Origin of the sequence: Pseudoalteromonas sp. HL-AS1 (assembly GCF_031198785.1) — a bacterium.
GTDB classification, from domain to species: domain Bacteria; phylum Pseudomonadota; class Gammaproteobacteria; order Enterobacterales; family Alteromonadaceae; genus Pseudoalteromonas; species Pseudoalteromonas distincta.
Genome location: NZ_CP133570.1, coordinates 662790 through 677596, shown reverse-complemented (window position 1 = coordinate 677596; position 14807 = coordinate 662790). Strand labels below are relative to the sequence as shown.

Here is a 14807-nt window from a genome sequence, read left to right as displayed (position 1 = left end):
CGCCGTTTAGTTTAAAAAACCTGAGTTTACTCAGGTTTTTTTGTGCCTGGTGATAACACCTCATCAATAATATTTGCGTATAAATAAGCCGCTTGCTCGCCCTCTTTATTTGCTATTATGGACAAACCAACCGGTAAACCACTTACTTTTCCGACAGGCAGAGTTATGTGCGTTGTGCCTGCAATAGCAGATAACGAACTACTACTGCCATTAAAATTATCACCATTAACTAAGTCTGTTTTCCAGGCGGGTGATACTGTAGGCGCTATAACAATATCAAGCTTGTTGTTTTTATATACATTAACAATGGCTGTCGTTGCTAAAGTGCGATAGCGTTCTTTAGTCTCTTGGTATTTTTGTTTGTTTGTTAAATCAATAGCCTGCGATTGAACTAGTATATCTTGCTCAAAGTGGGGCATTTCTGTATTTTTATTTTGAATATTAAAATTAATAAGTGCTTTTAGGCTTTTAACAGCTACTTGTGCGGGAGTGCTTGCGAGGTAGTGATTAATTTCGGCTTTAAAGTCGTAAAGTAAAATATAGTATTCATCAACAAATAGCGTATCTAAGTTATCAGTAATATCTACATTAATAACAGTGTGCCCAGCCTGTTTTAATGCTTGTAACTGCTTGGCATAAAGGCGCTGCGTTTCAATTGTAAATTTATCGCTAGGTAGCGCACCGATAATAAGTGACGATTTTGATTTTAGATTACCTTCTTTTAATTCAAACCCTGTAGTTGTTGCATCAAGGGAGTCCTCACCTTGCAAAACTGATAAAACCAGCAGTGCATCTTTAAGTGAATGCGCCATCGGCCCTACTGAATCTTGGCTACTTGAAAGAGGTATAACGCCTGAGCGTGATACTTGGCCCATACTCGGTTTTATTGCATAAACTCCATTTACTGAGGCAGGGCACGTAATTGAACCGTCTGTTTCAGTCCCTAATGCTATGGGCGCAAAGTTAAGTGCGACTGCCACAGCAGAGCCTGCACTAGAACCACATGGATTACGTGTTACATCGTGCGCATTATGTGTTTCTCCGCCTACGGCACTCCAGCCTGACGATGAATAGGATGAACGAAAATTTGCCCATTCACTTAAATTAGCTTTGCCTAAAATTATAGCGCCCGCATTACGTAGTTGTTTAACAACAAAAGCATCATTATCAGTAACGTTATTTTTAAGTGCTAAAGAGCCAGCCGTTGTGGGAAGTGTGCCCTTCGTTTCTATATTATCTTTAAGAAGTACAGGTATTCCGTGTAATGGACCTGCCCAAGTGCCTTTGGCGGCAAGTTCATCTAACGTTTTAGCTTGAGCAATAGCTGTAGGCTCTAAACTAATAACTGCATTGTATTGTGGGTTAAGTTTATTAATTCGGTCTATATAATTTTGGGTGAGTTGCTGTGCATTAATAGAATTATTTTTATATGCACTGTGGATTTCATCGATGGTTTTTAGCTCTTGTGCTTTAGCGTTAAAAATTGCTAATACACTAAGCAACGAAAAGGTAAATGTTTTGATCATTGTTGAGGTGCTTGAGGTGTTATTATTTTCTATATATTTAGCACAAAAAAACCTCACAAAGTGAGGCTTTTCGATAAACAGCTTAAAAAAGAGGTTTAAGCGTTTTCTAACATAGACAGTGCGACTGCTTCAGCTGCTTTAATTCCATCAATACCCGCTGATAAAATACCGCCAGCGTAACCTGCACCTTCACCTGCAGGGTAAAGCCCTTTGGTGTTAATACTTTGGAATGTTTTATCGCGCTTAATACTAATAGGCGACGAAGTACGCGTTTCAACACCGGTTAATAAGCCGTCGTTAGTTGAAAAACCACGAATTTGTTTATTAAACGCAGGTATCGCTTCGCGAAGAGCATCAATTGCAAATTGTGGTAACACTTTACTCAAATCAGTTAACTTAATACCAGGTGTGTAAGAGGGTTGTACTTCACCTAAGTCTGCAGATGATTTACCTTTTAAGAAATCTCCAATTAACTGTGCTGGTGCATCGTAGTTGCTACCACCAAGCTCATACGCTTGCTCTTCAAGTTTGCGTTGTAAGTCTATTCCAGCAAGTGGATTACCAGGGAAGTCTTGCTCTGGTGATATACCTACCACAATAGCGCTGTTAGCGTTGCGCTCACTTCGTGAATATTGGCTCATACCATTGGTAACAACGCGACCTTCTTCAGAGGTTGCAGCGACTACTGTGCCACCTGGGCACATACAAAAGCTGTAAACTGTACGGCCATTGTCACAGTGATGAACAAGTTTATAATCGGCAGAGCCTAAAATTGGGTTTCCTGCATTTGTGCCAAAACGACATTCATCGATCATTGATTGTTTATGTTCGATTCTAAAACCGACTGAGAATGGCTTTGCTTCAACATAAATCCCTTTTTTGTGGATCATATCAAACGTGTCACGTGCGCTATGGCCAACGGCTAATACAACATGTCGAGTGTTTAGTTGCTCGCCATTTGAAAGCGTTAAACCTGTTACTTGCCCGTCGTCTAAATGAATATCGTCAACACGTGTGCTAAAGCGAATTTCGCCGCCAAGTTCTATTATACGAGCGCGCATTTTTTCAATCATGGTGACAAGTTTAAACGTACCAATGTGTGGCTTACTTACGTATAAAATTTCATCGGGTGCGCCTGCTTCTACAAATTCAGTAATGACTTTTCGGCCATAATGCTTTGGATCTTTTACTTGGCTGTATAACTTACCGTCTGAGAATGTACCTGCGCCACCTTCACCAAATTGTACATTTGATTCTGTATTAAGTGTGCGTTTACGCCAAAAGCCAAACGTGTCTTTTGTACGTTCACGTACTTCTTTACCGCGCTCTAATATAATGGGTTTAAAGCCCATTTGAGCAAGTAATAAGCCCGCAAATAAACCACAAGGACCAAAACCAATCACGACAGGGCGCTCTTTGATATTATTGTTAGCTTGGGCTACAAATTTATAACTTGTGTCTGGTGCTACTTTTACATGTTGGTCTTTTTCAAATGCTGCGAGTAGCTCGGCTTCGTTATCAACTTCTATATCGAGTGTATAAATAAGTAAAATAGCTGATTTTTTACGTGCATCATAACCACGTTTAAACACATTAAAACTGTGCAATTGTTCAGGTTGGATTTTGAGTTTATTTACAATTGCTTGACCAATTGCATCTTCGTCATGATCAAGTGGCAGCTTTATTTCGGTTAAACGTATCATTTATATCTCTTTTAGGTGTCATAGCGGGGTATTATTACCGCTCACAATAAGGGGATGCAGGGCACAACGAGTGTGCAAACATTAGGCGCGCATTTTACGTTAAAATAGCCTGATATGGCACTTATTTATTGTATTTTTGGAGTGGATGGGTATGATCCACAACTGTTGTTCAAAATCTTAGGTATTAAAATAGTATGGCGTTTGTTGTCACCGAAAATTGTATAAAATGTAAGTACACCGATTGCGTATCAGTGTGCCCAGCAGATGCATTTTTTGAAGGCCCTAATTTTTTAGCAATTAGCCCGATTGATTGTATCGATTGTGGTTTATGTGTCCCTGAGTGTTCAGCTGATGCGATATACCAAGAAGATGAACTACCAGAGTCTCAAAAAGAGTTTACTGAATTAAATGCTGAACTTGCACTGGTCTGGCCGCGCATTACAGAGGTTAAACCTGCTCCAGAGGACGCTGATGTATGGAATGGCATAGACGATAAGCTTAAACTACTCGAAACGTAATGTATAACAATTAGTTACTCCTTTATCATTAAATAGTTAATTTTTCATTTCAAAGTATTAACAAATGTACCTGGATAAATTACAATCCTCAGCTTAAGTTGCTCCTTATGAGTAATTACAGTCTAAATGGATGTTTATGCAGTACTTTATAACTATAATAAAAAAGTTTACCTTCCTATTTTTAAGTTTTGCTTTATTACTTTCAAGCCTTGATGTAGCGGCTAAAAAACAGCAAGTATCCTTATCCCGTATTGATTCAAATATCACCGTTGATGGTGTTATGGATGAGGCGCACTGGCAAAATGCAACACGTGTATCTTTACTCTACCAAGATGAGCCTAACGAAAAAGGCACTCCTCCTGTAAAAACTGATGCCTTTATTTACGAAGATGGCACTAACTTATATGTTGGTTTTATTGCTGAGGATCCTAACCCTGAGCAAATTCGTGCATCACTTCGTGACCGCGATACGCTATGGGAAGACGACGTAGTTATTCTTGTTATTGATACATTTAATGATGAACGCAGTGGTTATGAATTCCATGTGAACCCGCTGGGCGCGCAAGGCGATATACGAATGACCGACACCGATGGGTGGAGTTCTGATACCTCATGGAATGCTATTTGGGATAGCGCAGGACAAATTAACGACAAAGGTTATGTTGTTGAAATGCGTATTCCTTTTAAAGCACTGCGTTTTCCTGAAAATAAAAATGAGCTAACGTGGGGTTTTTCTGTAATGAGAAACTACCAACGTGATGTGCTATATCAGCTATCAAATATGGGGTTTGATAGAAATGTGAAATGCAGCCTTTGCCAGTTTGATAAGTTAGTGGGTTTTAGCGATATTGAATCAAGTAAAAATATCCAATTAACACCTACATTAACCACACTGCGTAACGATAATAAATCTGCGTTGCCAGGTGATTGGGATAAGGGTGATATAGATACTGAAGTGGGTTTAGATTTACGCTGGGGTTTAACAAAAGATGCTGTTTTAAACGCGACAATTAATCCTGATTTTTCGCAAGTAGAAACTGACTCTTTAGAGCTTGATGTAAATACAACCTTCTCAATTTATTACGCTGAAAAACGTCCTTTCTTTTTAGATGGTGCTTCTTACTTTAAAAGTAGCTTATTTGAGCTTTTATATACACGTACAATTGCAGAGCCTACTTTAGGTGCAAAGCTGACGGGTAAAACGGGCGATCATAGTTATGCGCTAATGCTAGCTGATGACGACAATAGTAATATTTTACTGCCAACGAATCAGGGCTCTGGCTTTGCAAGCTTAAACGAAAAAACGAATGCAGCCGCAGGGCGTTATCAATATGACTTAGGTCAGCAAGGTACTATTGGTATTTCAAGCACGCACAGAGAGAGTGATGACTATCACAACACTGTATTATCAGTGGATGGTAGCTACTGGTTTAATCAATCGGATACTCTTTTGTATCAAGTATCATCTGCTGATACTCGTAACTCTGAATTTTTAATTCAAAATTATAATCTATCCGAAACTCAATCAGATGAAGCTTATGCTCTAGAATTTACCCGCGATAAACGTGATTACAAATTATTTGCATCTTATGAAAATATTGGGCAGGACTACCGCACTGATTTAGGTTATCAAGCTAAAGTCGATTATGAAAAAGTAGGCTTTGGTGGCGGACAAACATGGTACAGAGATGAGTCTGATTTACTTACCTCATGGTCATACGAAGCTGACTGGGATAAAACGTGGGCGCAAAATGGCGATTTACTTGAAGAAGAATACGAAGGCTTTTTGAGTTTTAAAGGCCAAAAACAATCTATTTTTGAAATTGGTTTAGTACACCGTTATGAAAATTATAATGACAATTTTTATAATCAAAATATTGGTTTTATTTATACGGGCTTTAAACCCACTAAAGATTTAAAGTTATCATTATATGTTGAATACGCTAGCCGCATTGATTATGCAAATGAGCAATTAGGCGATGCGTTTGACACCCAAACCCAAATGGTGTGGGACATTAACGACCATTGGCAGCTCGATGTAAAACATAACTACAGCCAATTAGATAACCCACAAGGGGAGCGTGTATTTACAGCTAACTTAGTTGATTTTAGGCTTCATTATAAATTTAGTATGCGTTCAATTCTTAAGCTTATTTTACAATTTGAAGATATTGATAGAGACGAAAATGCCTACTTTTATCAAGTTAGCCAAATTAACAAAGACTATGGTAGTCAGCTTGTTTACTCATATAAAATTAATGCGCAAACACTGTTTTATTTGGGTTACTCAGATAGAGGTTACCAAGATGATTCACTTAAAAATATTGAGCGGGATCAACGTACCTTATTTACAAAAGTTAGCTATGCATGGCAGCTTTAAATATTAAAAAAAAAGGAATAAATATGAAAACTTTAAAAATAACAGTTGCAGCAGCAATGGTTGCTACCTTGGCGGGTTGTGCGGCCAAGCAAGACATTACTCGCTTTGAAACAAACAAACCTAAAACAGTGTGTATTGCTGAACATAAGGCTGTTAAAGAGGGTGTTATTGATGCGATGAAAAAAGGTTTTGCAAAGCATGAGGTAGAAACTCGAGTTATTTCAGCTAATTACGTATTGAAACACCAAGACTATCAGACTGAATTATCTGATTCAGATACTACTGGTTGTAATGCCGTGGCTTACTATGTAGCAAATTGGCGTTGGGATTTAGCACTATATATGGCATACGCAAATATATGGGTAAAAGATGTTGAAACAAATGAAAAAATAGCACAAGCATCTTATCGCACGGGTGGTGGGTTGGATAAATTTATAAATGCGGAAGAAAAAATTATAGAGCTTATTGACGGTATGTATTAAATTTTAAACAATTAAAACGTTTTTGTTTATTTTTATTAATCCCACCTATACTATATGTAGATATAGTTAGTTAATCCATTATCGTTACAATTTTTTGTTATTCTAATGGCTTAGGATTATATCAATGCTTGCGTAGTACTAAATGCAAGCGATATAATCCGCTTTTGGCAATAGGTTTGATAGGAGAAGTAAAATAGATGGATTTTTTTTATGAGTAAACTTAAGCCGCTCGGTTTTATTTTCCTAATCATAATTCTATTTTGTTTCTGTATAAATATAGAGTTAACCAATCAGATTAACCGTATAAATCTATTTCACACCAATATTGATATACGAAGTTTCGAGATCACGAATACCTCCCTTGATATGGCTCCTTGGTATAATCCCATTTTAAATGGCCATTATATAATTGAGCAGCCAACAGCTGATTTTTTACTTATCAAAACCACTGATACCCAATTTGTAGCCGCTGATTCTAATAAGTTAATCATGATGACGCTCTCATCACCCATGAACTTTTTATTTTTATGTATATTGATATTTGGCTCAGGTATTTACTTACGTAGAGAACGTAGAAAACGTCATTATAAAAATCAAATAGCGGAGCTCAATCACCAAGCCAATAGCTTACTTACTGCATTTAATTTACAAGTTAAACCGGCAGAGAACCCATTAGGTGTAAGCAGCTTAAGCCAATCTATAAATAGCTTAAATTCACACGTAGTTAATTATGTAAAACAAACTCAAACAAGTATTTGTCAAGACAAACTGACGCTGTTAATTGACCGCCATGCATATATTGAACACATAGACAGACAAATAAATCATGCTAATCAGGAAGATCTCAAGTGTGCGCTTCTATTTATCGACTTGGATGGCTTTAAACAAGTAAATGATTCGTTTGGCCACAGTTTTGGTGATGAAATATTAGTTCAAGTGGCCAGTCGACTTGCAAATGTTTTACGTCACCATAAGTTAAGTAATATTAATAGCGCTAATCAATTAGAGCAAAACTTATCAAGATTAGGTGGAGATGAATTCTCCATATTTATAGAATTACTTGATGATAGCGACAGAGTTGTTGAAATTGCAAAACACGTGCTAAGTGAGCTTGAAAAAGACTTTGTGCTTGGCAATAAAATAGTAAAAATTAGTGCCAGTATTGGTATTGCAGCTTACCCAGAAAGCGCGTCAACCCCACAAGCACTTTTACAATTAGCTGATGTTGCTATGTACAGAGCTAAGAGTGATGGTAAAGGAATATTTAAAGTTTACTCGCCAGAAATGGGTAACAAAATGCGCCGCTACCATTATTTACTCGAAGAATTGCGTTTAGCGCTCGCGTGTAAAGATTTTTACTTATTTTTTCAACCAATTGTAGATGTTGAAGATTGTATGATTGATTATTTTGAAGCGCTTACACGCTGGGACCACCCTGTTGAGGGTATGATCCCACCTTCAGAATTTATTCCAATAGCAGAAGAGTCGAATTTAATTTTAGAGCTTGGCGATTGGATTATGCTTGAATCGTGTCGGCAAATGGCTGCATGGCATAATGCAGGTATGCGCAAAGTAAAAATATCTGTTAACGTTTCGGGCATTCAGTTAAAGCACCGTGATATTTATGATTGGATAATGAAGAAGCTAAAAAAAACCGGCTTACCGGCGACGTCTTTAATGCTAGAAATTACCGAATCAACATTTATTCAAGCCAGTCCTAGAATAATCAAAGAGCTAAGTAGATTAAGAGAAGAAGGCATCACTATTGCAATTGATGACTTTGGTACAGGTTTTAGCTCGTTGAGTACATTAGCGGATTTACCAATTGATGTTATTAAAATTGATCGCTCGTTTATAGCTCAAGCCAATAAAAGCCAAAAATATAACGATATATTAAATACAATTAGTGAGCTTGGGCAAAAGCTGGGCCTTAAAATTGTAGCTGAAGGCGTTGAAGAAATAGGGCAGTTTGAGCTTGTTAAAAAAATGGGTGTGAGTTCAGTTCAGGGTTATTTAGTGAGCCGTCCTGAGTCATCAGTTAATGTAGGCAATAAAGTATTACGTAATAACACCAGCAATCTTTCTGCATCGGGTACAAGTGCGTGGGATATTGTTAGTTAGTTAGTTAGTTAGTTATTTTACAAATAAAAATGCCACTCTAAATAGAGTGGCATTTTTTGTTTAATCAGTAAATGTATTAAAGATCAAATGTGCGTGAAACAGCAAGTACAATACGCTCATCAGCATAATCGTAATCTAAGCTAGTGTTTTCAGCAGCCACTTCAATACCAAAACCTTCGTAGCTTGTTTGATAAGCTAGGCGGTAGTGCTTGTACGATTTTTTCTGGTTTGTATCCCAAGCCCACTTTTCACCATCAAGTGAGTTTGAAATATCAAAACTTGCACGTAGTGCGTGATTTGGAGCTAGTTCATAAGTGTGAGCAACCATTGAAATTACATGACCCGCACCTGTTCCAAAGTAATCCCAGCTATACCAAAAGTTAAGCTCAGTTTGGCCGTATTCACTTGCATAACCAAACTTAGTGTAAGCTTCAGCGTAGTTACCGTCACTGTTATTACCTTGATAAGTGTAATAAGCGATACCATAATCAACGCTAAATTGCTCATCAAGTTGTACATATTTACCTAAGTAAGCATCAAGCTCAAAATCAGTGTCGTCACCAAAATCTACGTTTGAAGCCCAAACACCAGCGTAAACACCACTATCAAAGGCATAATCTAAGCTGCCTTGAATTGCAGGGTCGCTATCGGTCTGTGTTACACCATTAAAAGTGTAGTCAGACGCTGCAGTGATTGTTGTTGACCAATTAGCTGCTGCTGTTGTTGATAAAAGTGCAAATGGTAGTGCTACTACAAGTTGTTTTAGTTTGTTATTCATTATTAATCCCTAGTGTACTGTGTCTATTTTTGTGTAGTCAATTGCGTTTGCTTTTGGTGAGCTATCTATATTCGTTACTGTTTTAAATTTACTGTAACCAATAAATGCTGCACAGATAAAGAACAAGCCGATAACTAATGCGCCTACCCACTGAATTTGTAAAAATTCTAATTTAAACAATAGTGTAAGTAATGATAGAGCAACAACATTTCCGATTATGTATTTCATTTTGCCAAAACGCTTTACGGTAAAGTTTAGGTTATCTGTATATAAACGCACTAACGAATCAAGTGAGTTAATTACAAATACAATACCTACAAATACCATAGCGAAGTTTTTAATACCTTGAGTTGGGATGCCCGCTTCATGGTAGTGATAAAGTACGCTAAACCAAATCGCAATAGGAATAGAAGGGAAAATCAACATTGCACCTAATACTTGGTATGTTTTAAGTCCACCAACAAAGCGTGATGTAAATTGACCAATCATTATGCTCCAAGCAAACCACCAGAATAAGTAAAACTCATGGTAATCATTAAGCGGTAAAACAAATTCATTAATGTTTGCAAAGTAAGTACCAATAGAACCTAAGTTATCTGTAAATGCTGACATTTGACTATCACCTATCACAAATGCGCCAGTCCACATAAAGGCGATTAAAGCTAAGAATAACCACGTAGTAGAAATACTTAAAATACGTACATATTTAATATCAGTACTTGAGTACACAGCAAAACAGATAGCAGCAAACACAATTAAGTAAAATTCAGAAACTATACTTGTTCCATCACCTAGTTCGGGTAAATACCACGGTAGGTTTGTAAGCAGCAAATAAGCGGTAAATGCACATGTACCAATAATTACAACGTTATTGATAAATTTAACCCAAGGAATTTCGAAAAATTTCACTTTAGGTTCTATTACACAGAAATAAAAGCACGTAAGAAAGTAAAATCCCCAGATCAAAAATCCCCAGTAGCCAAACTCAATAGCCAGTGGATTTGCAAACGCGTATTCTGGGCTTGCTTTTATGTCTGCATAACCTGCAAACTCAGTTAAAGGAAACATAATAAGGCCAACATCAAGGCCTGAAGTAAATAGTATTGCTATAAAGGTAAAGGTTCGAACTGGTGTTACACCTACTACGCGAACATTACCCCATTTAATTAAAATAGTGATAATAGCAAGTAAGGTAAAAATGATGCCTGCATTAAGCCAAATAGTCATTGTTACCCTCCAGTAATGAATAAAAATAATTCATAAGCACTCCGTATTTTATTGTTTTATTCTCGCATTAACACAACGTAACCTATTTACATCGTGTGCCACTGCAAGGCACGCATTGGTTTAGCCCGACGAGACTAAACCTAAGCATGTGGCTAAAGTTAGATCTCCGTACTACGTTGTGTTTCTTGCCAGTTTGTTGTTATGGCAACATTCACATCCGATTTCTGTAATGGTTCTTTACCTAAAATTATGTCAGCTGCTTTTTCGGCAACCATAATAGTAGGCGCATTCAAGTTTCCGTTAGGAACTGTTGGGAATATAGATGAGTCAACAACACGTAGTCCTTCAATACCATGTACTTGCGTATTTGAATTAACAACGGCCATATCATCTTCACCCATTTTGCATGAGCAAGAAGGGTGGTAGGCACTTTCTACGGCTTGGCGTACAAAGGCATCTATTTCTTCATCTGTTTGAATATGTTTACCTGGTTGAATTTCTTCATCGCGGTATTCATCAAAGGCACTTTGTTCGATTATGTCGCGTGTTAAGCGAACGCACGCTCTAAAGCCTTCAATATCGTCTTGGTGTTCAAGGTAATTAAATAAAATGGTTGGTGGTTGCTCAGGGTTCGCAGAAGCAATAGTGACACTACCGCGACTTTTTGGTTTGTTATGACCCACATGTACCTGAAAACCATGACCTGCAAATGCACTTCTACCATCGTAACGCATAGCCGCTGGTAAAAAGTGATATTGAATATCTGGCCATTCAACACCTGGTTTTGAGCGAATAAACGCACACGATTCAAAATGATTCGTTGCACCTAAACCCGAACGCGTTAATAACCAGCGCGCACCAATCAACCCTTTTGAAACAATGCCTAGTTTGCCGTTAAGCGTGATAGGTTGCTTACACTTGTATTGAAAGTAAAACTCAAGATGATCTTGTAAGTTTTGACCTACACCTGGTAGATGATGCTGTACTTCAACGCCTGCTTTTTCAAGCGCTTGAGTATCACCAATACCAGAGAGTTGTAAAATATGTGGAGAGCCGATAGGGCCTGCACTTAATATAACGTCTTTTGCAGCATGTGCAGTTTTAACGTCGCCATTTACTTTGTATTCAATGCCTGTGGCTTTTTTACCATCTAAAATCACGCGCTGTGCTAGTGCACCTGTAATAATCGTTAAATTACTACGCGATTTAACAGGGTCTAAATACTCACGCGAAGCAGAGCTGCGCACGCCGTCTTTTACGGTCATGTGCATTGGGCCAAAACCCTCTTGCTGCGATGCATTATAATCATCTGTAGACGCGTAACCGGCTTGTACACCTGCTTTGATAAAGGTGCGGTAAAGCGGGTTTTTCATTTCGTTGCCGTTATTAACGCCAAGCGGGCCTTTGCCACCACGGTAAGTATTTTCACCAAGATAAAAGCTTTCTGCTTTTTGAAAATACGGTAAACACGATTGGTAATCCCAGCCGTTTGCACCGTGTTGCTGCCATTCGTCAAAATCTTTTGCGTGGCCACGTACGTATACCATGCCGTTGATAGATGACGAGCCGCCTAATACTTTGCCTCGAGGACAATGCATTTCACGGTTATCTAAATGAGGCTCAGGCTGCGTATGAAACTGCCATGCGTATTTGTCACTATTCATAGGAATAGATAACGCGGTTGGCATTTTTATAAAAATACTTTTATCACTACCGCCAGTTTCAAGCAGTAACACGCGGTTACTTGAATCTTCAGATAAGCGGTTTGCTAAAACACAGCCCGCCGAACCCGCGCCAACAATAATATAGTCGTAATGATTACTCATAGTAAGGCGCCTTAAAATGGGCTTTCTATGTCGGCCATACCAACATAAATAGACTTAGTTTGCGTGTATTGATCAAGAGTTTGTATACCATTTTCACGGCCAATGCCCGATTGTTTATAACCGCCAACTGGCATTTCAGCAGGTGAGTTACCGTATGCATTAATCCAACAAATACCAGCTTGTAACTTATGAATAACGCGGTGCGCACGTTTAATATCGCTAGTAAATACGCCTGCGGCCAAGCCTAGGTGGGTTGCGTTAGCGCGTGCAATAACATCGTCTTCGTCGTCAAAAACAAGCACGCTCATTACAGGGCCAAATATTTCTTCTTTAACGATTGTCATATCGTCGTTGCAATCAATGAACACAGTCGGTGCTACAAAATAGCCATTAGGTGCAGATTCAGGTGAAAGTGTTGTACCACCAGTTAATAGCGTTGCACCTTCTTCGATGCCTTTATTAACGTAGCTCATCACTAGTTCTTGGTGCTTTTTAGAGATAAGTGCGCCAAAGTTTGTATTTAAATCTTGTGGGTCGCCAGCAATAATGTTTTTCTCAGTGCGCGCTTTAAGCTCATCAATAAACTGCTGATATACATTTTTATGAACGTAAATACGTGTACAGTTAGTACAAATTTCGCCTTGCGTATAAAAGTTACCTAACATAGCAGCGCTAACCGCTTGCTCTATGTTAGCATCATCAAATACTAATAGTGGAGATTTACCACCAAGTTCCATCGTGACATCTTTTAACGTACCGGCAGCACTCGCTACTACTTTTTTACCTGTGCCTACTTCACCCGTAAACGATACTTTATCAATATCGCTATGCTGCGTTAGCCACTGGCCTACATCGCCCGCGCCTTGAACAACATTAAACACACCTGCAGGTACGCCAGCTTCAACAAATACTTCTGCAAGTTTAATTGCGCCAAGTGGTGTTTCTTCAGATGGTTTAAATATAAATGCATTACCAGCTGCAAGGGCAGGGCCCGACTTCCAACATGCAATTTGTAGTGGGTAGTTCCATGCACCAATACCCGCACAAATACCTAATGGCTCTTTACGTGTGTAGTAAAAGTCATCACCAACCATTTGTTGTTGGCCTACTTGTGCTGGCGCAAGGCCTGCAAAGTATTCAATTACATCAGCGCCGGTTTCAATATCAACACAATTTGCTTCTTGCATTGGTTTACCGGTGTCGAGTACTTCTACAAGTGCCAGCTCATCATTGCGCTCGCGTAAAATAGCCACTGCTTTTAATAAAATACGACTACGTTCAATAGGTGTCATTGCTGACCACTGTGCAAAACCTTGCTTTGCACTGGCAATGGCTGCGTTTTGAATAAATTCGTCGGCAATTTCTACTGCGTAAATAACCTCACCCGTTGCTGGGTTTGTTACATCAAATGTTTTGCCGCTCTGGTTTGCAAGAAAATGGCCGTTAATAAAATTTTGATAGACAGGTGTAGTCACGCTAGGCTCCATATTGCTTGATAAGTGAAAGTACATAGCTTTTTGCTAACTTTTCACTGTGTTTAAACTGATTATTGTCTGATTTACTCAGTACTGCTCTTAACCATAGGCCATCGATCATTGCGGCGCTAAGTTCTGCAGCTTGATTTGCTTGCTCAATAGGCATTAATTGCTTAAAAGAAAATGCTAAATTACTTTGCAAGCGTTTACTGTTTACGTTTTGTAGTCTGTGTAATTCTTCATCATGCATCGATTGCGCCCAAAAACTTAACCACGTTCGGGTTGTATCATTACGCTGTTGTACAAGCGCAAAGTTGGCTTCGATAATAAACATTAAGCGCTCAATGGCAGTGGTTTGATGATTTACTTTACTTATTAAGCCTTGCTTTAAGCTTGTTAGTAAGTACCTAACCGTGGCTTCAATTAACCCCTGCTTACCATTAAAATAATGACTAATGATGCCTGACGATAAACCTGCATTTTTACTAATGCTGTTTATTGTTGTGCCTTGTAGTCCCTTAGTAGCAACTGACTCTATAGTTGCGTCAATTAGCTGCTGACGTCTGACAGGTTCCATTCCGACTTTAGGCATAATTTTTATTAATTGAACGTTCAATAAACATAAGCTTAAGGTAATAGCTCTAACAATTCAAGGCTGAAGTAAATACCTAGATGCCAAAATGTAGATTAATCATTAATAAAAGAGCAGTTAATAGGACAAAGAAGATGTGGTTTTTATTTGTTTAATTTCATTTAAAACAGTGGCTTGAG

Annotated in this window: 11 protein-coding genes; 4 read left to right on the top strand and 7 right to left on the bottom strand. The window is 38.4% G+C overall.

Annotated elements, in window-relative coordinates; genetic code table 11:
• Positions 1 to 26: 26 nt before the first annotated feature.
• Both RB214_RS19870 and RB214_RS19865 read right to left on the bottom strand, forming a co-directional pair.
• Entirely contained in the window at positions 27 to 1526 is a 1500-nt protein-coding gene (locus RB214_RS19870) for an amidase family protein (RefSeq protein ID WP_002958628.1), read from the bottom strand.
• A gap of 95 nt (positions 1527 to 1621) precedes the next feature.
• Entirely contained in the window at positions 1622 to 3229 is a 1608-nt protein-coding gene (locus RB214_RS19865; protein ID WP_002958627.1) for an NAD(P)/FAD-dependent oxidoreductase, read from the bottom strand.
• 194 nt (positions 3230 to 3423) lie between these two features.
• Here RB214_RS19865 and fdxA point away from each other — a divergent pair, with 194 nt between their 5' ends.
• The 4 genes from fdxA (at position 3424) to RB214_RS19845 (ending at position 8730) form a co-directional block, all read left to right on the top strand.
• On the top strand, positions 3424 to 3747 hold the full coding sequence (gene fdxA / locus RB214_RS19860) for a ferredoxin FdxA (RefSeq protein WP_002958626.1): 324 nt from the start codon (positions 3424 to 3426) through the stop codon (positions 3745 to 3747).
• 136 nt (positions 3748 to 3883) lie between these two features.
• Positions 3884 to 6127 (top strand): carbohydrate binding family 9 domain-containing protein, encoded by a 2244-nt coding sequence (locus RB214_RS19855; RefSeq protein ID WP_002958625.1) that lies wholly within the window; start codon positions 3884 to 3886, stop codon positions 6125 to 6127.
• Positions 6115 to 6609, top strand: coding sequence for an Sbal_3080 family lipoprotein (locus RB214_RS19850; protein WP_223231588.1), 495 nt, complete (start codon positions 6115 to 6117; stop codon positions 6607 to 6609). Before RB214_RS19855 ends, RB214_RS19850 begins: the two co-directional genes overlap by 13 nt.
• 366 nt (positions 6610 to 6975) lie before the next feature.
• Positions 6976 to 8730: a bifunctional diguanylate cyclase/phosphodiesterase gene (locus RB214_RS19845; protein WP_002958623.1), complete on the top strand. Its 1755-nt coding sequence runs from the start codon at positions 6976 to 6978 to the stop codon at positions 8728 to 8730.
• Between the two features lie 76 nt (positions 8731 to 8806).
• Here the strand turns inward: RB214_RS19845 and RB214_RS19840 are convergent, their stop codons facing one another.
• From RB214_RS19840 to betI, 5 genes are all read right to left on the bottom strand, one after another.
• Positions 8807 to 9508: a TorF family putative porin gene (locus RB214_RS19840; protein WP_294116441.1), complete on the bottom strand. Its 702-nt coding sequence runs from the start codon at positions 9506 to 9508 to the stop codon at positions 8807 to 8809.
• A 9-nt stretch (positions 9509 to 9517) separates the two neighbouring features.
• Positions 9518 to 10735, bottom strand: a complete 1218-nt coding sequence (locus RB214_RS19835) for a BCCT family transporter (protein WP_188162324.1) — start codon at positions 10733 to 10735, stop codon at positions 9518 to 9520.
• Positions 10736 to 10893: 158 nt separating this feature from the next.
• Positions 10894 to 12561, bottom strand: a complete 1668-nt coding sequence (gene betA, locus RB214_RS19830; protein WP_002958620.1) for a choline dehydrogenase — start codon at positions 12559 to 12561, stop codon at positions 10894 to 10896.
• Between the two features lie 11 nt (positions 12562 to 12572).
• Positions 12573 to 14036, bottom strand: coding sequence for a betaine-aldehyde dehydrogenase (gene betB / locus RB214_RS19825; RefSeq protein ID WP_002958619.1), 1464 nt, complete (start codon positions 14034 to 14036; stop codon positions 12573 to 12575).
• Position 14037: 1 nt separating this feature from the next.
• Positions 14038 to 14613 carry a transcriptional regulator BetI gene (gene betI, locus RB214_RS19820; protein ID WP_002958618.1) on the bottom strand — a complete coding sequence of 192 codons (576 nt, stop codon included), beginning with the start codon at positions 14611 to 14613 and terminating at the stop codon, positions 14038 to 14040.
• Between the last annotated feature and the right edge of the window lie 194 nt (positions 14614 to 14807).